Genomic DNA, 22,530 nt, shown 5'->3' on the forward strand with positions numbered 1-22,530 from the left:
CCATGGCAGAGACCGAGACCCTCACCCTCGAGACCACCAAGGGCCGCATCGTGATCGGCCTGCGGCCGGACCTGGCGCCCAACCACGTCGAGCGCATCAAGACGCTGGCGGGACAGGGCTTCTACGACGGCGTGCCGTTCCACCGCGTCATCGACGGCTTCATGGCCCAGACCGGCGACCCCACCGGCACCGGCTCGGGCGGCTCCGAGCTGCCCGACCTCAACGCCGAGTTCAACGCCGAGCCGCACGTGCGCGGCACCTGCTCGATGGCGCGCACCAACTTCCCGCATTCGGCCAACTCGCAGTTCTTCATCTGCTTTGGCGACGCGCGCTTCCTCGACAAGCAGTACACCGTCTGGGGCAAGGTCACGGAGGGCATGGACGTGGTCGACACCCTCAACAAGGGCGAGCCGCCGCGCTCGCCGGACAAGATCGTCAAGGTGACGGTCGGCGCCGCGGCCTGATCTTCAGCCGGCTTTCGTGGGTTGCCCCACGAAAGCCGGCTGATACGGTTCCCGCTTGAATCAAGCGGGAACCGTATCACCGAGCCCGCGCGGCGCCTGAGCGAAGCCCATTTCCGCATTACGAAGTGATCAACCGGAAATGGGCTGAGACCTCTTTCATGGCGCATCGTTTCTTCCTGCGAATCGCGCAACACGTCGCAGGACGTTACATGGCCGCCCGCTCACCTCCTGGAGCGTCCGAGCCCGGCTCGGGCGCTCCGTTTCGTTGCGGCCTCCTCCCCGGCCACCTCCCGAAAGCGACCCGATGAGTCCGGCGACGCTCCCCCTTCGCGACCTCCTCCTCGCCCTCGCGGTGGTGGCGGTGTGGGGAACCAACTTCGTGGTGATCCGGATCGGGCTGGACCACCTGCCGCCGCTGCTGTTCGCCGCCCTGCGGTTCCTCTTCGCGGCCTTGCCCGCGGTCTTCCTGCTGCCGCGCCCGCCCGTGCCCTGGCCGAACCTGGCCGCCTACGGCCTCCTCATCGGCGTCGGGCAGTTCGGCGTGCTGTTCGTGGCGCTCCGCGGCGACATCTCTCCGGGCCTCGCTTCGCTGGTGATCCAGGTGCAAGTCTTCTTCACCATCGGCCTGTCCGTCGCGACGATGGGCGAACGGGTGCGGGGCTACCAATGGGCGGCGCTCGCCCTGGCGGCGGCCGGCATCGCGATCATCGCACTCCATACGGATGCCACCACGACGCCTCTGGGGCTCGGGCTCGTGACCTTCGCCGCCATGGGCTGGGCGGGGGGCAACATCGTCGCCAAGCGCGGCGGCGCGCCCAACATGCTGGCCTACGTGGTCTGGGCCGCCCTGTTCTCGACGCCGCCGCTGCTGGCGCTGTCCTTCGCGCTGGAGGGCTGGGACGCCATCCGGGCCGGCCTTCTCAGCGCCGACGCCGTCACCTGGGCCACCGTGATGTGGCAGTCGGTGGGCAACGTGATGTTCGGCTACGCGATCTGGGGCTGGCTGCTGGCGCGCCATTCCACCGCGCTGGTGGCGCCGCTGTCGCTGCTGGTGCCGGTGATCGGCCTTGCGACCTCCGCGCTCTGGTTCGGCGAGCCCCTGCCGTTCTGGAAGATCGGGGCGGCGCTGCTGGTGCTGAGCGGCCTGGCCATCGGCGTCCTGTATCCGCGCTGGCGCCGCCGGACCGTGCTCGACGGCCTTCCGCCGGCCGCGTGAGCGCCAGCCGCGTATCCTATCCCGGCGCTCGCAGACACGCTTGGGCCGCCGCCAGATCCTCGGGCGTGTTGACGTTGAGGAACGGGTCGAGGGGCGTCGCCGCCCATTCCACCGCCACGGCACCATGGCGGGCGAGGTAGGCGCCGACCCTGCGCTCGTCGCGCTCGACCAGGGCCGCCCGCAGGTCGTCGCGCAGGCCGACCGGCCACAGCGCGGTCGTGAAATGCTGCCGCCCGCCGGAGGAAGCGACCGCGATCGTCGCGTTCGCTGCATCCCCGGCCGCGGTCCCTCCCGCGATGGCCGCCCTGAGCCGCCCCACCAGATCGCGCGGCAGGAAAGGCGAATCGCCGGTGACGCTGGCGACATGCGTGACGTCGGGATGATGGGCCACGGCATGGTCGAGGGCCGCCAGGATGCCCGCCAGCGGCCCCGGATGTCCCGGCACCCCATCGCGGACGATGGGATGGGCGAACCCCGCGAAGCGGGCCGGGTCGCCGTTGGCGTTCAGGATTACGCCGGCCGCGCATTGCGGCGCGAACCGCTCGCAGACGTGGTCGAGGAGCGAGCGTCCGCCGAGGCGCAGGAGCGACTTGTCGCCACCGCCCATCCGGCGCGACAGGCCGCCGGCCAGGATCACGCCGAGGACCGGCATGGTGCGGCTACTCGATGACGATGCGCGGCGCGGCGCGGGGTGCCGGCCCGCCCGCGAGGTTGCGCCACAGCAGCGCGGCGATCTCGCGGTAGACCTTGGCCTGCGGCCCGTCGGGGTCCACCGCCACCACCGGCCGGCCGGAATCGGAAGTCTCGCGGATCGTCATGTTGAGCGGGATCTCGCCGAGGAACGGCACGTCGAGCCGCGCCGCCTCGGCCCTGGCCCCGCCGTGGCCGAAGATGTGGGAGGCATGGCCGCAGTTCGGGCAGACGAAGGTCGCCATGTTCTCGATGACGCCGAGGATCGGCACCGCGACCTTGCGGAACATGGTGACGCCGCGCCTCGCGTCGATCAGCGCGAGATCCTGGGGCGTCGAGACGATGACGGCGCCCGAGAGCGGCGTCGCCTGCGCCATCGTGAGCTGCGCGTCGCCGGTGCCCGGCGGCATGTCGACGATCAGGATGTCGAGTTCGCCCCAGGCGACCTCGCGCAGCATCTGGGTGATGGCCGATTGCACCATCGGCCCGCGCCAGATCATCGCCGTCTCGGGCTCGATCAGGAAGCCGATCGACATCACCTTGATGCCGTAGCCGTCCATGGGCGCCAGCAGGCGCTCCTCGATCACCTTGGGCTTGCCCGACAGCCCGAACAGTTTCGGCACCGAGGGGCCGTAGATGTCGGCATCGAGCAGGCCGACCTTCAACCCTTGCGCCGAGAGCGCCAGGGCGAGGTTGCAGGCGGTGGTCGACTTGCCGACGCCGCCCTTGCCGGAGGCGACGGCGACGATGTGGCGGACGCCCGGCAGGGCCGGGCCGGTGCGCGGCGGCGCGGCGCGGCCGGGGGCGGGCGGCTGCGGCGGGGCCGGCTGGCTCGGGCCGCGCTCGGAGGTGAGGCTCGCGAAGACGCCGGAGACGCCCGGCATCGCCAGCACCGTTCCCTCGGCGCGGCTGCGGATCGGCTCGAAGCGCGCGGCCTCGCTCGGGTCGATCAGGATAGAGAACATCACGCGATTCGTGGCGTCGACCACCACCTGCGACAGGCGGCCGGAGGCCGACAGGCTCGTTCCCGCGTTGTCGATGGTGACGGCGGAGAGCGCTTTCAGCACGTCGTCGCGGGTCATGGCCACACACTCAGTTCCTTGAGGCGGGCGGGCGCCGATCACCCGTCCCGTGCATGCATGTAGCCGTGTCGGCGCGAAACACCAGTGCGCCGCATCCCCGCGCCGAAACCATCCCGGCGCCCGTCCGTTGTCGACACGATTTCCAGAGCGTCGGCTGTCGCTTCGGAACCCATCCCCATCACGGAGTACCCTCGCATGCACGACGGCAACCATCGCGACCACGACGGCGCGAAGAAACTGTTCGACCTGATCAAGGACATCAAGGTCGCGATGATGACCACCGCCGACACCGACGGAAAGCTCTACAGCCGCCCGATGTGGAACCAGGACGCCGACGAGGCCGGTGACCTGTGGTTCTTCACCAAGCTGCACAGCCCCAAGACCGCCGAGATCAGCCGGGACAACGCGGTGAACCTGTCCTATTCCGACCCCTCGAACCAGACCTACGTCTCGGTGGCCGGCAAGGCCGAGATCGTGCGCGACCAGGCGATCATCGACCAGAAGTGGTCGGAGAGCATGAAAACCTGGTTCCCCAAGGGCAAGGAAGACCCCGAGGTCGCCTTGATCCGCGTGCATCCCGAGAAGGGCGAGTACTGGGACAGCCCCAACGCGACGATGCTGCACGTCTTCGGCTACGTGAAGGCGGCCCTCACGGGCGAATCGCCCAAGACCGAGACCAAGAAGGTCGATCTCGCCTGACGTCGTCTCGCCGGAGAGGCGGGTTTCGGGGGCGGCCGTGGCCGCGTTCCCGGAACCCGCTCAGGGGGGCGAAGGCGCCGGGGTCCGAACCAGCGCCACGAGCCCGATCAGCACCACGATCGGTACGACGAGACATCCGAACGACCACGCCGCGACGCCGAACGCCCCCGCGAGCGCCCCTCCTGCGAAGGCGACGACGGCCGGCACCATCCGCCGCAGGCGCGCCCGCGCCGGGCCGCCGACCGGTGCGGCGCCCCGGCCGAGGTCGACGGCGTCGATGACGGCCTGGGTGACGTTCACCGTCATCACCGTCGTGGCGGCGAGATGCGCGAACCCGAGGCGGCCGATGGCGTTCTGAACGCCCATGGCGGCCACGCCGAGCATGCCGACGGTGATCGAGGCGATGCCGTCGGGCGAACCGAGCGGCGAGAGGGCGATGCCGATCCCGCAGAAGGCGGCCAGCACCACGATCTCGATGACCAGGAGCCAACGCAACGGCGCGCGGCCGCGCCGCTCCAGGGCGAGCGACGCCAATCGCGTGACGGCGACGGCGGCGACGAAGACGGGCAGCGCGAGCAACTTCGCTACCACCCCCGTCGAGGTCGAGACGAGTTCGGCACCGATCAGCACGAAGTTGCCGGTGACATGCGCCGTGAACAGGCCGGCCAGGGCGATGAAGGCGGCGGCGTCCACGAAGCCCGCGACGAAGGCGAGGCCGATGCCGGCCCAGAGGTCGACATCGCGAAGGGGGCTCGCGGCGGTCGGCCGGGCTGCGGGAGGCAGGGATGGCACGCAATCTCCTCCACGCCGTGGTGACCGGCCCGATCTCACCCTGCACGGAACCGGCAAACAAAAAGGCGACCCGAAGGCCGCCCCTGTGATCCATTACCGTCCATCGTGAATTCTTGGTCGGAGCGAGAGGATTCGAACCTCCGACCCCTAGTCCCCCAGACTAGTGCGCTAACCGGGCTGCGCCACGCTCCGACACCCCGAAGGGTGCGGGGGTCTTAGCTTCCCGACCCTCGCGGCGCAACCCTTTATCGGCCCTGCTTTACGCTCCTGCCGGTGTGGCATGCGGCCCATGGGCATCCGGCGTGCCGCCATGCCCGTCGTGGCCGCTCTTCTTGCCGGTGAACCGGATCAGGATCTTGCGGATCACGACGTAGAACACCGGGGTGAGGAACAGGCCGAACACGGTGGCGCCGATCATGCCGAAGCACACGGCGGTGCCCAGGGCCTGGCGCATCTCGGCGCCGGGCCCCGTGGCGATGACCAGCGGCACGGTGCCCAGGATGAAGGCGAAGGCCGTCATCAGGATCGGGCGCAGGCGCAGGCGGCAGGCCTCGACGGCGGCGGCGACCGGCCCCTTCTTCTCGGTTTCCTCGAGCTGGTGCGCGAACTCGACGATCAGGATCGCGTTCTTGGCGGCCAGACCGATCAGCACGATCAGGCCGATCTGGGTCAGGATGTTGTTGTCCTGCCCCCTGAATTGCACCGCCGCCAGCGCCGAGAGCACGCCGGTGGGGACCACGAGGATGATGGCCAAGGGCAGGGCCCAGGATTCGTACTGGGCGGCCAGCACCAGGAAGACGAGGAGCACGCCCAGACCGAACACCAGGATCGCGGTGTTGCCGGTGGCCTTCTGCTGGAACGCGATCTCGGTCCAGTCGTAGGCGTAGCCCTGCGGCAGGCTCTGCGCGATCTTCTCCATGGCGTTGAGGGCCTGGCCGGTGGAGACGCCGGGCTTGGAATCGCCCTGGATCGGCACCGAGTAGAACAGGTTGAACCGCTGCACGATCTGCGGCCCGCTGATCTCGCGGATCGAGGCGAGCGTCCCGATCGGCACCAGCGCGCCGGTGGAGGAGCGCACCTTGAGCTGCTCGATGTCGCGCTTCTCCAGGCGGAAGCCGGCATCGGCCTGGGCGCGGACCTGGTAGATGCGCCCGAAGGTGTTGAAGTCGTTGACGTAGGCGCCGCCGAGGTTGGTCTGGAGCGTCGAGAACACGCTCGCCAGCGGCACGTTCAGCATCCGCGCCATGGTGCGGTCGATGTCGATGTAGAGCTGGGGCGTGTCGTTGCCGAAGGTGGTGAAGACGCGCTGGACGTCGTTGCTCTGGTTGGCCTGCCCCAGGATCTCGTTGACGGCCGCCAGCAACGGCCCGATCTCGGAGCTCTGCCGGCTCTCGATCTGCATCTTGAAGCCGCCGCCGGTGCCCAGGCCGCGCACGGGTGGCGGCGGGATGAACAAGACTCGCGCCTCCTGGATACCGGCGGTCGCCTTGAAGACGTCCCCGGTGATGACCGCCGCCGTCCGGCCGGCGGCCGCCCGTTCCTTGGCCCCCTTGAGGGTGAGGAACATCACCGCGCCGTTGGTGGTGTTGGTGAAGGTCGCCCCGTCGAAGCCCGAGATGATGACCGCATTGGCGACGCCGTCGACCTTCAGGGCGAGATCGGCCGCCTTGCGCACCACGGCGGTGGTGCGTTCCAGGGCCGAACCCGCCGGCAACTGCACAACGCCGATGAGGTAACCCTGGTCCTGCTGCGGGATGAAGCCCGTCGGCGTCGTCGTCACCAGATGCAGCGTCCCGGCGATGATGGCGGCGTAGACGATCACCATGCCGATGATGCCGACGGTCTTGCCGGTGAGGAAGTTGATGGTGCTGGCGTAGCCGTTCGAGAGCTTGTCGAAGGCGCGGTTGAAGACGTCCGCGCACCAGGCGAGGAACCGCGTCAGGAAGAACGTCGGCTTGGCGTGGGCGTGGTGCGGCTTGAGCAGCAGCTTGCAGAGCGCGGGCGACAGCGTCAGCGAGTTGAACATCGAGATGATGGTCGAGGCCGCGATGGTGAGCGCGAACTGCTTGTAGAACTGGCCCGAGATGCCGGGGATGAAGGCGGTGGGGATGAACACCGCCGACAGCACCAGGGCGATGGCGACGACGGCGCCGCCGACCTCGTCCATGGTCTTGTGCGCGGCGTCACCCGGCGAGAGCCCCTCCGCCATGTTGCGCTCGACGTTCTCGACGACGACGATGGCGTCGTCGACCACGATGCCGATGGCGAGCACCAGTCCGAACAGGGTCAGGTTGTTGATCGAGAACCCGAGCGCCTGCATCACCGCGAAGGTGCCGATGAGCGACACCGGGATCGCGATCACCGGGATCAGGGCGGTGCGCCAGCTCTGGAGGAACACCAGCACCACGATGATGACGAGGGCGACCGCCTCGAACAGGGTCTTGTAGACCTCGTAGACAGATTCCTCGATGAACTCGGTCGGGTTGTAGGCGATCTTGTACTCGACGCCGGGCGGGAAGTTCTTCTTGATGGTGTCCATCGTCGCGCGGACCTGCTTGGCCGCGTCGAGGGCGTTGGTGCCTGGCCGCTGGAACACACCCACGCCCACCGCGGGCGTCCCGTTCAGGAAGGACTGGGTGGTGTAGGTCTGCTGGCCGAGCTCGACCCGGGCGATGTCCTTGATGCGCACGAGGCGGCCGTCGCTCGCCTTGACGATGACCTCGGTGAACTCTTCGGGGGTCTGGAAGCGGCCCTGCGACTGCACCACGAGCTGGAAGGCGTTGTCCTTCGGCGCCGGCGGCGCCCCCAGGGCACCGGAGGCGACCTGCACGTTCTGCTCCTGCAGGGACGAGAGGACGTCTGTGGTGGACAGGCCGTAGGCGGCGAGCTTGTTGGGGTCGATCCAGATGCGAAGGGCGTACTCGCTGCCGCCGAACACCGTGATGTCGCCGACGCCGTCGAGGCGCAGGAGTTCGTCGCGGATGCGCAGGTAGATGTAGTTCGAGAGGTAGTTCTGGTCGTAGGAATTGTCGGGCGACAGCAGGTGCACGACCATCATGAGGTCGGGCGAGGACTTGCGCACGGTGACGCCGAGGTTGCGGACGTCCGGCGGCAGGCGCGGCTGGGCCACCGACAGGCGGTTCTGCACCAGCACGTTGGCGATATCGAGGTTGGTGCCGACCTTGAAGGTGACGGTCAGCTGCATGTTGCCGTCGTTGGTCGACAACGACGTCATGTAGAGCATGTTGTCGACGCCGTTCACCTCCTGCTCGATGGGCGTCGCGATCGTGGCGGCCACCGTCTCGGCGTTGGCGCCGGGGTAGGAGGCGCGCACCACCACGGTCGGCGGCACGATCTCGGGATACTGCGCCACGGGCAGCGATTCGTAGGCGACGTAGCCGAGGATCAGGAAGATGATCGACGTGACGGACGCGAAGATCGGCCGATCGACGAAGAAATGGGCAAAGCGCATCGGTCAGACCTCTCGCCGCGTCATGCGGCTCGGCGGTGATGTCTCGGTGTTTCAACCCTCCCCCGCAGAAGGGGGAGGTCAGGACCGCGGTGCGATGCGTCTTACGTCCGCGACGGCGGCAGGGTGGTGGCTTCGGCCGCCACCTTGGCCCCGGGCCGCACCCGTGTCAGCCCGTTCACGACCACGTTCTCGTCGCCCTTGAGGCCGGACCGGATGACCCGGTAGCCGTCGACCTTGGGGCCGAGCTGCACGTCGCGGGTCGAGACCGAACCGTCTTCGGCCACCACGTAGACGATGCGCTTGTCCTGGTTGGCGGAGACCGCCTCGTCGGGCAGCAGCACCCCTTGCGCCGGCTTCGTCGCCGGCAGGGAGACGATGCCGAACAGGCCCGGCTTGATGAAGCCGTCGGGGTTCTCGACGGTGGCACGCAGGAGCACGGTGCCGGTGGCGTTGTCGACCCGGTTGTCCACGAAGTCGAGCAGGCCCTTGCGGGTCGGCTTCGTCTCGTTGGTGAGCGCGATCATGATCGGCGCGGCGTTCTGCTTCTGGGTCGCGCCCATCCCGATCTTGAGGGTGGTCTGGTATTTCAGGAACGACCGCTCGTCGACGGTGAAGCTGAAGTAGATCGGGTCGAGCGACACGATCGTCGTCAGCATGGTCTGGTCGGTGACGACGATGTTGCCCTCGGTGACGAGGCGGCGGCTGATCCGGCCGGAGACGGGGGCCTTCACCTCGGTGAAATCGTAGTTGAGCTGGGCCTGGCGCAATTGCGCGTCGGCGCTGTCGACGTTGGCCTGCGCCGTCTGCGAGGCCTGGCGGCGCTGGTCGGTGACCTGCTCGGAGATGTTGCCCGAGCGGCTCAGGGTCTGAGCGCGCTCGAGGTCGGTGGTGGAAAAATTCAGGCTGGCCTTGGCGGAAGTGAGTGCCGCCTGTGCCTGGTCGAGGGCCGCCTTGTAGGGGCGCCGGTCGATCACGAACAGGATGTCGCCCTTCTTCACGGTGGCGCCGTCCTGGAACAGCACCTTCTCGAGGTAGCCGGTGACGCGGGCGCGGACCTCGACGTAGTCGACCGCCTCGAAGCGGCCGGTGTAGGTGTCGGTCTCGACGAACTCGCGCACCACGGGCTTGGCCGTCGTCACCTTCGGCGGCGGTCCGCCGGGGGCCTGGGCATGTACCGCCAGCGGCGCCCCGAGCACCGCCAGGGCGAGGCCCATGGACGACAAGCGACGAATCAATCGAGCCATGGGCATGTTCTGGTTCCCTGCGCGTCCCGAGCTAGAGGCTCGGTCCACGGCTTGTCGTGCGGTTGCGCACATGCTGGCTCCACCCTGACGGGAACCGGCCGTGCCGGGGGATTACGAGTCGATCGGCTCGCCGGCGGCCGCCCAATCCTTGAAGCCGCCCCGGTAGTGGGCCTCGACGGGGATGCCGGCGGCCTGCGCCGCATGCAGGGCATGGACCGAGCGGACGCCGGACATGCAGGAGAACACCGGGCGGCGCCCGTCCTCGGCGATCAGCGCCGCCAGCGCCGTGGTGTCCAGGGTCGAGAGCGGATGCGGCACGGCGCCGGGGATGTGGCCGCCCTCGAACTCGTGCGCCTCGCGCACGTCGATGAGGAGGATACCGCCTTCGGCGAGGCCCCGCTTGATGTCGTCCCGGTGCAGATCGACGATCGTCATGGTGGTCCTTTTCTCGGAGCGGTGGAGGCGGTCGTCTCGGGGTGTCGGCCGAAGGCGGCCGGGCATCGCTAACGCATGTTCATATTCGTCAGGCGTCACGACCGCAAATCCGGGCCTGCCGTGGCGACCATGAGGCCGCTTCCGACGGCGGCCTCGGTCTCATCGTGTTGTCCCGTGAAATGCGAGCCGGTTCACGCAAAGGTGGCGAGGATCGGGTCGACGAGCGCGAAGTGGTCGCGCCAGGTCGGGGGGGCGTAGCCTCGCAGCCGGTCCGCCATGGCGGCGCGCGTTTCCGAGCCCGGCTCGCTCAGGGCCAGGATCGCGTCGCGCCAGCCGGGGCCGTCGAGGGGGTCGATCAGGGTCGCGAAGCCCGAGCCGACCTCGCGATGGACGGGAATGTCGGAGGCCACCACCGGCAGGCCGCAGGCCGCCGCCTCCACCACCGGGATGCCGTAGCCTTCCGCGAAGGAGGGCATCAGGAGGGCGGTGGCGCCGCGCAGGATCCCGGCCAGGCCGTGGGTGGAGAGCCCGTGGACCTCCGTCACATGGGCCTCGATGGCCGGGCACCGGTCCAGCATGTCGATGACGTTCTCCGCCTCCCAGCCGCGGCGCCCGACGATGACAAGGTGGGGCGTCGCCTCGCCGAGATCGGCGGCGAGGCGACGCCAGAGGTTGAGCAGGAGGAGGTGGTTCTTGCGCGGCTCGATGGTGCCGCAGGCCACGAAGACCGGTCGCCCTGGCGCGAAGGCGGTGGCGCGGTCGGCCTCGCAGAACACCGTCTCGACTCCCAGCGGCGCCACGCTCACCGGCCTCGCCCGAAGCCCGTTCGCCGCGAGGTGACGCAAGAAATGCCCCGCGACGTCGGCGGAATTAGCGATCACGTGGTCGGCATGGCGGGCCATCGTCTCCATCCGCACCGCGTGGCGCGCGTCCTCCCCCGGGCGGCCGTATTCGGGATAGGCGATCGGGATGAGGTCGTGGACGAAGAACACCGCGCGGACGTCCGGGCGGTCGTAGAGCCAGTCGAACCGCCCGGGCTTGTCGAGGCGCAGGTGCGAGGTGTGGAGATAGAGCGTGCCCTTCGGCAGCGCCTCGTGGCCGCCGGCGCGCAGGGTCCGCAGCGCCGCCTCGATGCGGACGCGGGTCCGCCGCCTCGGGCCGGCCGCGGGCGCACCGGCCGGGCCCGCGGCGCCGCCGAGCCTGGCGATGAGGCCGCGATAGACCGGGTCGGCCAGGGCGTCGCGATCCTCCTCCCAGCCCGAGGCCGCCGCCTCGACCACGGCCAGCGCCCCGGCGCGGTCGAGGACGCGCGGCCCGAGCATCGTCGACACGAGGCCGAAGCGGTCGCCCGGCTGGTCGAGGACATGGCGGGCATAGGCGAGGTCGACCCGGTCGATGCCGCTCGGGCTCGCGTGCGACAGGCGGGTGATCAGGCGGGTGAGGTCGATGGCGATGGCGGGCATGGTCCTCCGGGACGTGGCCGACGGCGGCGCGGTTTCGCCGGCCGCCCGATCCGGCCTATATGCGGTGCGCACCGCCCGAGACCATCGGTCCGGCCCCATTCCGTTCAGCGACACGCCAGAGAGAGCGCCCTTGTCCCCCGGCTATCTGCCCTTCGCGGGCGCCCTCCAGCTCCCGGCCTATACCTGCGACAACTGCGGGTTCTGGCAGCGGCACTTCGAGACGCCCGCCTCCTGTCCCCTCTGCCTCGACGCCCGCCACGTGGTGCCGCAGGGCGGGTGGCAGTTCTGGACCGAGACGCAGGCGCAGGAACGCTTCCCCTGCCATTGGGCCGAACTCGAGCCCGGCGTCTGGCGCTTCTGGAACGACCCGGTCTCCGGCATCGGTCCGAGCGCCTACCTGATCCAGACGCCGGCCGGGAACATGGGCTTCGAGGCCTGCCCGGTCTTCAGCGAGGCGGCCCTGCGGCACATCGCGGACTTGGGCGGGATGCAGGTGCTCTCGGCCTCGCATCCCCATTCCTACGGCGCCCTCGTCCAGCTGCAGGACCGGTTCGACCCGGAGCTGTGCCTGCCGGCGGCCGATTACACCTGGAGCGCCGGCCTCCAGGTCTCCTGGCCCTACGACGACCTCCTCGAACCGTTGCCGGGCCTCGAACTGCACCGCACGGCGGGGCATTTCGACGGCCACGCCGTGCTGTTCGACCGTGCCCGGAAGATCCTGTTCTGCGGCGACGCCCTGAAGTTCGAGCTCGACCCGGCCGACCCGCGCGCGGCCCTGACGATCTCGGCCCACAAGGCCTTCGTGCGCGGCGTACCGCTCACCCCCAACGAGTTGCGCCGCTACCGCGACGTGTTCGCGCCCCTCGACTTCATCCAGACCTGGACGCCGTTCGAGCCGGCCGCCAACTGCGGCCGGGCCGAGGTCCTGGCCCTCATCGACGGCATGCTGGCGAGCCGGCCGCACGCGGCGCCGGTGCCCCTCGACAGCCTGCGCCGCTAGGGCGGCTCAGGCCCGCGCCACCCGTTTGCCGAAGGCGAGGGTGAGCCGCGTGCGCACGATCGGCGCGATCTCGGTCTCGGATTCGATCCGCACCGCCGGCATCTCGGACCCGATCGTGCTCGTGGGCTCGAAGGTGAAGAGGAGGTGGCGCACGCCGATCTCCAGGGACACCACGCCGTCCGACTGGGTCAGGTCCTCGCCGAACACCTCGATCAGCGGCCCGTCGGGGTCGCCCTTCTCGATCTGGATGATGAAGTAGCCGGCCGGCTCCTCCTCGTCGTCCGCCCCGGAGATCAGGCAGATCCCGTTCTCCTCGTCGTGGCGGACGCGGCCCACCGTGAAGGTCGTGACGTCGTCGAGTGGCGTATCTCGGTCCATCGGCGTGTTCCGGTCCATCAGCGTTGTCCGTGGGTGGCGTCCTCGAACAACGCCTTGAACTCGCGCGGCTGGCAGCGAAAATACTGCCGGGGCGCCCGCACCTGGGCTCCGAGTTCGGCTGCCGCGTGCCAGGGCCAGCGCGGATCGTAGAGCATCGCGCGGGCGAGCGCGATCGCGTCGGCCTGGCCCTCGGCCAGGATCGCCTCGGCCTGCCGGGCCTGCGTGATCAGCCCGACCGCGATGGTGGTGAGCCCGGTCTCGGCCTTGATCCGCGCGGCGAAGGGCACCTGGTAGCCCTCCGACAGGGGAATCTGCTGCCGGGTCGACACACCGCCGGTGGAGACGTGGATCGCGGCCGACCCGCGGCGCTTCAATTCGCGGGCGAGCGCGACGGTCTCTTCCAGGGTCCAGCCGCCCTCGACCCAGTCGGTGGCCGAGACCCGCATCCACACCGGCTTGCCCGAGGGCACCGCCTCGCGGACGGCGTCGAAGCATTCGAGCGGGAACCGCATCCGGTTCTCCAGGCTGCCGCCGTAGGCGTCGGTGCGCGTGTTGGCGAGCGGCGACAGGAACTGGTGCAGCAGGTAGCCGTGGGCGCCGTGCAGCTCGAACCCGTCGATGCCGATGGCGAGCGCGCGCCTCGCGGTGGCGACGAAGCCGTCGCGCACGCGCTTGAGGCCGTCCGCGTCGAGGGCGTGCGGCGGCGCCTCTCCCTCCGCGTGAGGAACGGCGGAAGGTCCTTCGGTGCGCCACCCGTCCGGCGCCTCGGGCGGGATCTGGGCGCCGCCGTCCCAGGGCGCCCGGCTCGACCCCTTGCGGCCGGCGTGCCCGATCTGGATGGCGATCGGAATCGGCGCAGAGGCCCGCACGGCGTCGAGCACCCGGCCCAGCGCCAGCTCGGTCGCGTCGGAATACAGCCCGAGGTCGCCGGGCGAGATCCGCGCCTCCGGCGAAATCGCCGTGGCCTCCAGGATCAGGAGGCCCGCCCCGGATTGCGCCATCTGGCCGAGGTGCATCAGGTGCCAGTCGCCGGCCTGACCGGCATGGGCCGAGTACTGGCACATCGGCGCCACGACGATGCGGTTGTCGAGGGTGAGCCCATCGAGGGTCAGGGGCTCGAACAGGCGTGCGGTCATGCGCGACTCCGGCAAGGGCGAGATTGAGGGCAGGAACCAGGACGTACGTAGGATCGGCCCGGGTTCTACGCCGCTTTGCCGGACCCGCGCCATGCCCTCTGAGGCCGGGCCGCCGTCGGAAGCGGCGCGCCGGTTGGCCGAGCTACCCGCCGATCCCGCGTCCTTTCAGGCTCTCGCCGATCTCCTCGAGCACGCCCGCGTCGTCGATGGTGGCCGGCATGGTCCAGGCCTCGCCGTCGGCGATCTTCTTCATGGTGCCGCGCAGGATCTTGCCCGAGCGGGTCTTGGGCAGCCGCGCCACGGTCAGCGCCAGCTTGAAGGCGGCCACGGGGCCGATGCGCTCGCGGATGGAGGCGACGAGTTCGCGCTCGATCTCGCCGGTATCGCGCGACACGCCGGACTTGAGCACCACGAAGCCGCAGGGCTGCTCGCCCTTGAGCGCGTCGCGGATGCCGATGACGGCGCATTCGGCGACGTCCGGATGGGCCGAGAGCACCGCCTCCATGCCCCCCGTCGAGAGCCGGTGCCCGGCCACGTTGATGATATCGTCGGTTCGTCCCAGCACGGTGACGTAGCCGTCGGCATCCACGACGCCGGCGTCCGAGGTGTCGTAATAGCCGGGGAAGGTGGTGAGGTAGCTCTGCGCGAAGCGCTCGTCCGAGCCCCAGAGGGTCGGCAGGCAGCCCGGCGGCAGCGGCAGCTTGAGAGCGATCGTGCCCATGGTGTCGGCCGGCACCGGCTTGCCGGCCTCGTCGAGGACGTGGAGGTCGTAGCCCGGCATCGGCCTGCAGGCGCTGCCGTGCTTGACCGGCAGCTGCCCGATCCCGACCGGATTGCCGGCGATGGCCCAGCCGGTCTCGGTCTGCCACCAATGGTCGATCACAGGACGGTCGAGGGCGCGCTCGGCCCAGGCCACCGAATCGGGGTCGGCGCGCTCGCCGGCGAGGAACAGGCTGCGGAAGCCGGAGAGGTCGTAGCCGGCGACGAGTTCGGCGCGCGGGTCCTCCTTCTTGACGGCGCGCAGCGCGGTGGGGGCCGTGAACAGGCAGGCGATGCCGTATTCGGCGATCAGCCGCCAGAACGCGCCGGCATCGGGGGTGCCCACCGGCTTGCCCTCGTAGAGCACCGTGGTGCAGCCGTGGAGCAGCGGCGCGTAGACGATGTAGGAATGGCCCACCACCCAGCCGATGTCCGAGGCGCAGAAGTACACCTCGCCCGGCTTCACGTCGTAGAGATTGGGCATCGACCAGGTCAGCGCGACGCAATAGCCGCCGGTATCGCGCACCACGCCCTTGGGCTTACCCGTCGTGCCCGAGGTGTAGAGGATGTAGAGCGGGTCGGTGGCGGCCATGGCCGCGCAATCGGCCCGGCGCCCTGCCGCCGTCGCGTCGGCCACGGCCTGCGCCCAGTCGTGGTCGCGCCCGGCCACGAGGTCGGCCTCGCGCTGGGGCCGCTGCAGGATCAGGCAGGCGTCCGGCTTGTGCGTGCTGGCGGCGATGGCCGCGTCGAGGAGCGGCTTGTAGGGGACGATCCGGCTCGGCTCGATGCCGCAGGAGGCGGCCACCACCACCTTGGGAGTCGCGTCCTCGATGCGGATGGCGAGCTCGTTGGCGGCGAACCCGCCGAACACCACCGAATGGACCGCCCCGAGCCGGGCGCAGGCCAGCATCGCGAACAGGGCCTCGGGCACCATCGGCATGTAGATGACGACGCGGTCGCCGCGGTTCACGCCGAGGTCGGCGAGCACGGCGGCCAGCGTCGCCACCGCATCGCGCAGCTCGGCGTAGGTGACGCGTCGCTTGGCGCCGGCCACGGGCGAATCGTACAGGATCGCGGACTGGTCGCCGCGCCCGGCCTCGACGTGGCGGTCGACGGCGTTGTGGCAGGCGTTGAGCGTCGCGTCGGGAAACCAGCGGCCGTAGGCCCCGGCCGCCCCGTCGAAGGCGCGGGTGGGGGGCGAGATCCAGTCGATCGCCTTGGCGGCTTCCAGCCAGAACCCCTCGGGGTCGGCGAGGGAGGCGGCGTGAACGGCGGCGTAGCGGCTGGACGCCGTCGGGTCTGTGGTGTCGCTGGCCATGGCGTTCCCCCGATGGCCGGTCGTCGACGCCGGCCTGATCGGAGCCCAGTATATCCACCGCGCGCCCGGGAGGGACGATATTCGGCACAAAAAAACCGCCGCCCTGGAGACCAGCGGCGGCGGCGAACGCATGAGACTTGAAGGACCGGGGCGGTGACGCGCCTAGTGGACGGATTCCGTCTTGAGGCGGTTCATCGAGTCCTTGAGTTGGAGCTTTCGTCTCTTGAGCTCTGCGATGCGCAGATCGTTCGCCGATGGGCTGTGGATGGCGTCGTGGATCTCCCGCTCCAGGGCTTCGTGCTTCCGAGCGAGCTGGGTGAGGTGTGTCTGCAGCGACATGGATGTCTCCTGTCATCGTTTCGACGTGGACAGATTGGCACACCTTTCGCCGGCTGTCGAAGCCCAAAATCGGCCGTGCTTGACGAAGCCTTTCAACAGGGTTCGCGCGCCCGAAACACGATTGCCCCCCGCGATGCCGCCGCCGGATCTTGCCCCTGGCACCACCCTGCCGCATGGTTCGAGGGCAGGCCTCCGGGCCGGCTGTCGAGGATGTCGGACGCGATGCCGGATGAGTTGGGTGACGAGGCGAAGGCCGAGTACGAGGCCGAGCTCCTGAGGCTGAAGCAGGAGCATCGCGACCTCGACGGGGCCATCGACGCCCTCGAGCTCGTGGTGGCCGGCGACCAGCTCCAGATCCAGCGTCTCAAGAAGCGCAAGCTCGGCCTGCGCGACCGCATCACCTACCTCGAAGACCAGATCACCCCCGACATCATCGCCTGAGCCGCCTTATCGCCCGAGCCGCCTTGCCCGCGCTGCGACCGGCGCGTATGCGGCGAACTCGGGTTGAGGCGGACGTGCCGCGCGGCACGCCCACAGAAACGGATTCGAGACGATGGCCGGCCAGCCCCGGATCGCGATCATCATGGGGAGCCAGTCGGACTGGGCGACCATGCGCCATGCCGCCGAGACCCTCGACGCCCTCGGCCTGGCGCACGAGGACCGGATCGTCTCGGCGCACCGCACGCCGGACCGTCTCGTCGCCTTCGCCAAGGGCGCCAAGGCCGCCGGCTTCAAGGTGGTGATCGCAGGCGCGGGCGGGGCCGCCCATCTGCCCGGCATGTGCGCGGCGATGACGTCGCTGCCGGTGCTGGGCGTGCCGGTCGAATCCAAGGCCCTGTCGGGCCAGGACAGCCTGCTCTCCATCGTGCAGATGCCCGCGGGCATTCCGGTCGGGACCCTGGCGATCGGCCGGGCCGGGGCGGTCAACGCCGCCCTCCTGGCGGCCGCGATCCTGGCGGTCTCGGACGAGGCGCTGGCCGAACGGCTGGAGGCCTGGCGCGCCGCCCAGAGCGCGGCGGTGGCGGAGTTCCCGCAGGCCGAGTTCCCCAAGGTCGAGTTCCCGCAGGCCGAGACACCATAGGGCGGATGGTCATGACCCGGATCGCACCCGGCGCCACCCTCGGTATCGTCGGCGGCGGCCAGCTCGGCCGCATGATCGCCCTCGCCGCTGCGCAGCACGGGCTGAAGGCGCACGTCTTCGCCCCAGACGCGGACAGCCCGGCCTTCGATGTCGCCGCCGCCACGACGGTGGCCGCCTACGACGACGCCGAGGCATTGGCGCGCTTCGCCTCCAGCGTCGACGTGGTCACCTACGAGTTCGAGAACATCCCGCGCGAGACCGCCGACCGGCTCGCCGCCCTCGCGCCCCTGCATCCGAGCGCCTCGGCCCTCGCCACGACCCAGGACCGCCTGTCGGAGAAGGCCTTCGTCAACGGGCTCGGCATTCCCACGGCCCCGTTCCGCAGCGTCGACACGCCCGAGGACCTGACCCTCGCGCTGGCCGAGATCGGGCTGCCGGCGGTGATCAAGACCCGGCGCTTCGGCTACGACGGCAAGGGCCAGCGCATGCTGCGCGTTGGCGATGCCATCGACCCGGCCGCGATCCTGTCCGAGTTCGGCGGCGCGCCCTGCATCCTCGAAGGCTTCGTCGCCTTCGAGCGCGAGGTGTCGGTGGTCGCCGCGCGCGGCGCAGACGGAGCGTTCGCCGCCTTCGATCCCTGCGCCAACACCCACCGCGACCACATCCTCGCGCTCACCCGGGTGCCGGCCCCCGGCATCGCCCCTGCCACCGCGGCCAGCGCCATCGACATCGCACGGCGCATCGCCGAGGCCCTCGATTACGTCGGCGTGCTCGCCGTCGAGATGTTCCTGGTCGCCGATGGGGACGGGCCGGAACGGGTCGTGGTCAACGAGATCGCCCCGCGCGTCCACAATTCCGGTCACTGGACCATCGAGGGGGCGCTGACCTCGCAATTCGCCCAGCACGTGCGGGCGGTCTGCGGCTGGCCGCTCGGGGATCCCGCCCGGGTCGGCGGTGTCGCCGTGGAGATGCACAACCTCATCGGCGACGAGGCGGCGGCCTGGGACGCGATCCTGGCCGAGCCGGGCGCCCACCTCCACCTCTACGGCAAGGGCGAGGCCCGGCCCGGCCGCAAGATGGGACACGTCACCCGTCTCCTGCTCCCGCCGTAGGGCCGGGCGATTCCTGGCCGATACCTGGCCTAAACTGCGTCGCGGATGGCACACCCGCGGACCGATCGGGCCCGCGCCGGCCCGGACTCGGGGTGAGGCCGGAAGAGGCCATATCTTCGCCACACGCAGCCGCTTGAGCGAGCCTGTGTCCCGGCTTTAAGCATGCGTTCACCGCCTTCGCCGACGGTTCGCCGGAGACGCGATGCGGCGTGCCGCGCCGAGCGCCGCCGATTGGGGCACGGCGATCGAGCCGGACAGCGAATCGAACGGGTGGAGGCGAACGACGCGGCACGCCGCGGTTCGCCGGAGGGAGCGGGGCGATGACGGTTGTGATGCTGCAGGCATCGAAGGCGGGGCTGATCGGGGCGGTGGCGCTGGCGGCGGCCGCGCTCGGCGGATGCGAGACCTACGGCAATGCCGCCGCGCCGCGGCAGTTCGCGGTGCTCGAATCGGACAAGACGGGCGCCACCACCGTCAACATCGCCTCGCTGAGCGAGGTGATCCAGCGCAATCCCAACGACGCGGCCGCCTATACCACCCGCGGGGCGGCCTATGCCCGCGCCGGGCAGTTCAACGACGCCATCGCCGATTTCTCGAAGGCGATCCAGATCGATCCCAACTCCGGCTCGGCCTACAACAACCGCGCGCTCGCCTATCGCCAGACCGGCCGCAACGATGCGGCGCTGGCCGATTTCTCGAAGGCGATCTCGGCCGATCCGAACTACGCGCCCGCCTACATCGGCCGCGCCAACGTGCTGCGCGCCCAGGGCGACCTCGACGGCGCCGGCAGCGACCTCAACCAGGCGATCCGTCTGGCGCCGGAATCGGCCGAGGCCTACCACGCCCGCGGTCTGGTGCGGCAGAAGCAGGGACAGAACACGCAGGCGATCGGCGATTTCGACGCCGCCATCGACCGCAACCCCTTCGTCAGCGCCCCCTATGCCGCCCGTGGCCAGAGCCTGATCGCCACCAACCAGTTCGACAAGGCGATCGAGGACTACAACGCCGCGCTCAACGTCAACAACAAGGACGCCACCTCCTGGGCCTATCGTGGCCTCGCCTACGAGAAGTCGGGGCGCCGCAAGGAGGCGATGGAGAACTACCAGCGCGCCTCGTCCCTCGAGCCGGGCAACCCGGTGGCGAGCCAGGGCCTGTCGCGGGTGCAGGGCGGCGTCGGTTCGCTGTTCAACTGACCGGTCTGGCCGGGCTTGCCTCCGGGCAGGCCCGGCATTGGTCTCCTAACCCCTGGCCGGCGGCCTGCGGTGGCCGCACAGGATGCGGCGCACGGTGCCGGTGGCCGAGCGGTAGACCACGGTCTCGGTCTCGATCAGCCCCGGCTTGAAGCGCACGCCCTTGAGGAGCGCCCCGTCGGTGACGCCGGTGGCCGCCACGATGACGTCGCCCCGGGCCATGTCGACGAGCTCGTACTTCCGGTTGGGGTCGGTGATGCCCATCGCGGCGGCGCGCTCGCGCTTGTCGTGGCTGTCGAGGATCAGCCGCCCCTGCATGTGGCCGCCGATGCAGCGCAGGGCGCCGGCCGCGATGACGCCCTCGGGTGCGGCGCCGGTGCCGAGGTAGATGTCGACGCCGGTCTCCTCCGGGCTCGTCGTGAAGATGATGCCGGCGATGTCGCCGTCCGAGATCAGGCGGATGCCGGCTCCGGTCTCGCGGACCGCGGCGACCAGGGCGGCGTGGCGCGGCCGGTCGAGGATGATCGCCGTGATCTGCGAGGGATCGACGCCCTTGGCTCTGGCCAGGGCCGCGATGTTGTCGGCGGGCGAGGCGTCGAGGTCGACGGTGCCGGCCGGATAGCCGGGGCCGATGGCGATCTTCTGCATGTAGACGTCGGGGGCGGCCAGCAGCGACCCCGCCTCGGCCATGGCCATCACGGCGATGGCGCCGGGCATGTCCTTGGCGCACAGGGTCGTGCCCTCGAGGGGGTCGACCGCGATGTCGACCTTCGGCCCGACGCCGGTCCCGAGGCGCTCGCCGATGAACAGCATCGGGGCCTCGTCGCGCTCGCCCTCGCCGATCACCACGGTGCCGTCGATGGGCAGGGCGTTGAGCTCGTCGCGCATGGCGTCGACGGCGGCCTGGTCGGCCTCCTTCTCCTTGCCCTGGCCGCGCAAGCGGGCGGCCGCGATGGCGGCCCGCTCGGTCACGCGGGCGAGTTCGAGGGTCAGGGTGCGCGCCACCGGCATGGCTGCCGTCGCGTCGTTCATCGTGGTCATGGCAGCTCGTGCCCCTCGCTCGCCGGGACAGGGCCCGGGCGCTCCGTCACGGAGCCCTATAGCTGCGCTATCCTGCAGGGCGCCATAGCATCCGGCAAAATAATGGATCTATTCCCGCTCGATCCGGATCAACTGCGGCGTCTCCGCCAGGAGACCGTCGGCGGCGATGGCATCCAGCGCCGCGCGGATGGTGCCCTCGGTGGCCGCGTAGGTGATCAGCACCAGCGGCACCGGCTGGCCCGAGCGCCCGTGCGGGTCGGTGAGCGCCGCGCTCGGCGAGCGCCGCTGCAGGATGCTCTCGATCGAGATGTCGCGCTCGGCCATCCGGGTGGCGACGCCCGCGGCCACGCCGGGGCGGTCGTGGACCGTGAGCCGGATGTAGTAGCCGCCCTCGTGGCGCTGCATCGCCACCCGCGGCGAGGCCGGCAGCGCTGTGGCGGCCCGCCCGAAGGTGGGGCGGCGGGTGCCCGCGGCGATGTCGGCGATGTCGGCGACGACCGCCGAGGCGGTGGCCTCGCCGCCGGCGCCGGGACCGATCAGGGTGAGTTCGCCCACCGCATCCGCGTCGATGGTGACGGCGTTGGTGACCCCCATGACCTGCGCGATGGCGGAGGACTTCGGCACCATGGTCGGATGGACCCGCTGCTCGATGCCGCCGTCCGCGGCCTGCGCGACGCCCAGGAGCTTGATGCGGTAGCCGAGTTCTTCGGCCATGCGCAGGTCGAGGGGCTGGATCGCCGAGATGCCTTCCACCGACACGGCGTCCGCGTCGATCTCGATGCCGAAGGCGAGGCTGGCGAGGATGGCGAGCTTGTGGGCGGTGTCGAAGCCCTCGACGTCGAAGGTCGGGTCGGCCTCGGCGTAACCGAGCGCCTGGGCGTCGGCGAGGCAGGCGTCGAAGGTCAGCCCTTCCCGTTCCATCCGGGTGAGGATGTAGTTGCAGGTGCCGTTCATGATTCCGTACAGGCGGCTGACCCGGTTGCCGGCCAGGCCCTCGCGCAGGGCCTTGATCACCGGGATGCCGCCGGCCACCGACGCCTCGTAGGCCAGCACCACGCCCTTGGCCTCCGCCGCCTTGGCCAGCGCCGCGCCGTGGCGGGCCAGCAGCGCCTTGTTGGCGGTGACGACGTCGTGACCGGCCGCGATGGCCGCCTCGACGGTGGCCCGGGCCGGCCCCTCGGCGCCGCCGATGAGTTCGACCACGCAATCGACCGCGTCGGATTGCGCAAGCTGCACCGGATCGTCGAACCAGGTCACCCCGGACAGGTCGAGGCCGCGGTCGCGGGCCCGGTCGCGGGAGGAGACGGCGGTGACGCGGATGCTGCGGCCGGTGGCGGCCTCCAGCGCCTCGGCCCGGCGCGAGACCATGCGGACCACCGCGGCACCGACCGTGCCGAGACCGGCGACGCCGAGGCGAAGGCTCTGAGACATGGTGGCAATCCTGGGGCTCGATCGGTGGGACTCGTTTGCGCGAGACCCGGCCCGGCAGGCGGGCGATCCGTCGTGCGTGACGACGCTGCTCTCGGCGCCCGGGTCTTCTGCAACGAAACGCGGGGGTCCGCAAGAAACGCGGGGCGCTGGGGAAAACGAACGGGGTGCCCGAGAAAACCACCCCGCCG

21 protein-coding genes and 1 tRNA gene are annotated in these 22,530 nt (G+C 70.3%); 8 read left to right on the forward strand and 14 right to left on the reverse strand.

From position 1 onward, the window contains the following. Positions 1–2 precede the first annotated feature (2 nt). Positions 3–464 (forward strand): peptidylprolyl isomerase, encoded by a 462-nt coding sequence (locus ASG40_RS15375; protein ID WP_055887658.1) that lies wholly within the window; start codon positions 3–5, stop codon positions 462–464. 304 nt (positions 465–768) lie between these two features. Further along, entirely contained in the window at positions 769–1,680 is a 912-nt protein-coding gene (locus ASG40_RS15380) for an EamA family transporter (protein WP_055887661.1), read from the forward strand. 16 nt (positions 1,681–1,696) lie between these two features. Here the strand turns inward: ASG40_RS15380 and mobA are convergent, their stop codons facing one another. Then, positions 1,697–2,332, reverse strand: a complete 636-nt coding sequence (gene mobA / locus ASG40_RS15385) for a molybdenum cofactor guanylyltransferase MobA (RefSeq protein ID WP_055887665.1) — start codon at positions 2,330–2,332, stop codon at positions 1,697–1,699. A 7-nt stretch (positions 2,333–2,339) separates the two neighbouring features. Next, positions 2,340–3,458, reverse strand: a complete 1,119-nt coding sequence (locus ASG40_RS15390) for an Mrp/NBP35 family ATP-binding protein (RefSeq protein WP_055887667.1) — start codon at positions 3,456–3,458, stop codon at positions 2,340–2,342. Between the two features lie 189 nt (positions 3,459–3,647). Here ASG40_RS15390 and ASG40_RS15395 point away from each other — a divergent pair, with 189 nt between their 5' ends. Further along, on the forward strand, positions 3,648–4,151 hold the full coding sequence (locus tag ASG40_RS15395; RefSeq protein ID WP_055887670.1) for a pyridoxamine 5'-phosphate oxidase family protein: 504 nt from the start codon (positions 3,648–3,650) through the stop codon (positions 4,149–4,151). 60 nt (positions 4,152–4,211) lie between these two features. Here ASG40_RS15395 and ASG40_RS15400 read toward each other — a convergent pair whose 3' ends face one another. The 6 genes from ASG40_RS15400 to ASG40_RS15425 all read right to left on the reverse strand — a co-directional run bounded on the left by ASG40_RS15400 (position 4,212) and on the right by ASG40_RS15425 (position 11,557). Beyond that, the gene (locus ASG40_RS15400) at positions 4,212–4,934 is read right to left on the reverse strand and encodes a YoaK family protein (protein WP_055888081.1); all 723 of its coding nucleotides are present in this window, start codon (positions 4,932–4,934) and stop codon (positions 4,212–4,214) included. Positions 4,935–5,057: 123 nt separating this feature from the next. After that, positions 5,058–5,135: transfer RNA gene (locus ASG40_RS15405), tRNA-Pro, on the reverse strand. A gap of 67 nt (positions 5,136–5,202) precedes the next feature. Further along, entirely contained in the window at positions 5,203–8,415 is a 3,213-nt protein-coding gene (locus tag ASG40_RS15410) for an efflux RND transporter permease subunit (RefSeq protein ID WP_055887673.1), read from the reverse strand. Positions 8,416–8,516: 101 nt separating this feature from the next. Beyond that, positions 8,517–9,629 carry an efflux RND transporter periplasmic adaptor subunit gene (locus ASG40_RS15415; protein WP_055887676.1) on the reverse strand — a complete coding sequence of 371 codons (1,113 nt, stop codon included), beginning with the start codon at positions 9,627–9,629 and terminating at the stop codon, positions 8,517–8,519. Between the two features lie 141 nt (positions 9,630–9,770). After that, positions 9,771–10,094 carry a rhodanese-like domain-containing protein gene (locus ASG40_RS15420; protein ID WP_055887679.1) on the reverse strand — a complete coding sequence of 108 codons (324 nt, stop codon included), beginning with the start codon at positions 10,092–10,094 and terminating at the stop codon, positions 9,771–9,773. 191 nt (positions 10,095–10,285) lie between these two features. Continuing rightward, on the reverse strand, positions 10,286–11,557 hold the full coding sequence (locus ASG40_RS15425; RefSeq protein ID WP_055887682.1) for a glycosyltransferase family 4 protein: 1,272 nt from the start codon (positions 11,555–11,557) through the stop codon (positions 10,286–10,288). Between the two features lie 130 nt (positions 11,558–11,687). Here ASG40_RS15425 and ASG40_RS15430 point away from each other — a divergent pair, with 130 nt between their 5' ends. Next, complete coding sequence (locus ASG40_RS15430; RefSeq protein ID WP_055888083.1) at positions 11,688–12,557, forward strand: MBL fold metallo-hydrolase; 870 nt, start codon at positions 11,688–11,690, stop codon at positions 12,555–12,557. Positions 12,558–12,563: 6 nt separating this feature from the next. Here the strand turns inward: ASG40_RS15430 and ASG40_RS15435 are convergent, their stop codons facing one another. The 4 genes from ASG40_RS15435 to ASG40_RS20735 all read right to left on the reverse strand — a co-directional run bounded on the left by ASG40_RS15435 (position 12,564) and on the right by ASG40_RS20735 (position 16,487). Beyond that, positions 12,564–12,935, reverse strand: coding sequence for a hypothetical protein (locus tag ASG40_RS15435; RefSeq protein ID WP_055888084.1), 372 nt, complete (start codon positions 12,933–12,935; stop codon positions 12,564–12,566). Between the two features lie 17 nt (positions 12,936–12,952). Next, positions 12,953–14,071, reverse strand: a complete 1,119-nt coding sequence (locus tag ASG40_RS15440; RefSeq protein ID WP_055887685.1) for an NADH:flavin oxidoreductase/NADH oxidase — start codon at positions 14,069–14,071, stop codon at positions 12,953–12,955. A gap of 142 nt (positions 14,072–14,213) precedes the next feature. Beyond that, on the reverse strand, positions 14,214–16,148 hold the full coding sequence (locus tag ASG40_RS15445) for a propionyl-CoA synthetase (RefSeq protein ID WP_055887689.1): 1,935 nt from the start codon (positions 16,146–16,148) through the stop codon (positions 14,214–14,216). A 162-nt stretch (positions 16,149–16,310) separates the two neighbouring features. Beyond that, positions 16,311–16,487, reverse strand: a complete 177-nt coding sequence (locus ASG40_RS20735) for a YdcH family protein (protein WP_082494456.1) — start codon at positions 16,485–16,487, stop codon at positions 16,311–16,313. 222 nt (positions 16,488–16,709) lie between these two features. Between ASG40_RS20735 and ASG40_RS15450 the strand changes: the two genes are divergently transcribed. From ASG40_RS15450 to ASG40_RS15465, 4 genes are all read left to right on the forward strand, one after another. Continuing rightward, a complete protein-coding gene (locus ASG40_RS15450) occupies positions 16,710–16,928 on the forward strand; it encodes a YdcH family protein (RefSeq protein WP_055887699.1) in 219 nt (72 codons plus the stop codon). Between the two features lie 112 nt (positions 16,929–17,040). Further along, complete coding sequence (purE, locus tag ASG40_RS15455; protein ID WP_055887702.1) at positions 17,041–17,568, forward strand: 5-(carboxyamino)imidazole ribonucleotide mutase; 528 nt, start codon at positions 17,041–17,043, stop codon at positions 17,566–17,568. A gap of 11 nt (positions 17,569–17,579) precedes the next feature. Continuing rightward, on the forward strand, positions 17,580–18,680 hold the full coding sequence (locus tag ASG40_RS15460; protein WP_200944271.1) for a 5-(carboxyamino)imidazole ribonucleotide synthase: 1,101 nt from the start codon (positions 17,580–17,582) through the stop codon (positions 18,678–18,680). Between the two features lie 320 nt (positions 18,681–19,000). Further along, complete coding sequence (locus ASG40_RS15465; RefSeq protein ID WP_055887707.1) at positions 19,001–19,873, forward strand: tetratricopeptide repeat protein; 873 nt, start codon at positions 19,001–19,003, stop codon at positions 19,871–19,873. A gap of 45 nt (positions 19,874–19,918) precedes the next feature. Here the strand turns inward: ASG40_RS15465 and glpX are convergent, their stop codons facing one another. Both glpX and ASG40_RS15475 read right to left on the reverse strand, forming a co-directional pair. Further along, a complete protein-coding gene (gene glpX / locus ASG40_RS15470) occupies positions 19,919–20,902 on the reverse strand; it encodes a class II fructose-bisphosphatase (RefSeq protein ID WP_055888086.1) in 984 nt (327 codons plus the stop codon). A 117-nt stretch (positions 20,903–21,019) separates the two neighbouring features. Further along, positions 21,020–22,342 carry a homoserine dehydrogenase gene (locus ASG40_RS15475; RefSeq protein WP_055887710.1) on the reverse strand — a complete coding sequence of 441 codons (1,323 nt, stop codon included), beginning with the start codon at positions 22,340–22,342 and terminating at the stop codon, positions 21,020–21,022. Between the last annotated feature and the right edge of the window lie 188 nt (positions 22,343–22,530).

The organism is Methylobacterium sp. Leaf399 (genome assembly GCF_001424525.1).
Lineage (GTDB): Bacteria > Pseudomonadota > Alphaproteobacteria > Rhizobiales > Beijerinckiaceae > Methylobacterium.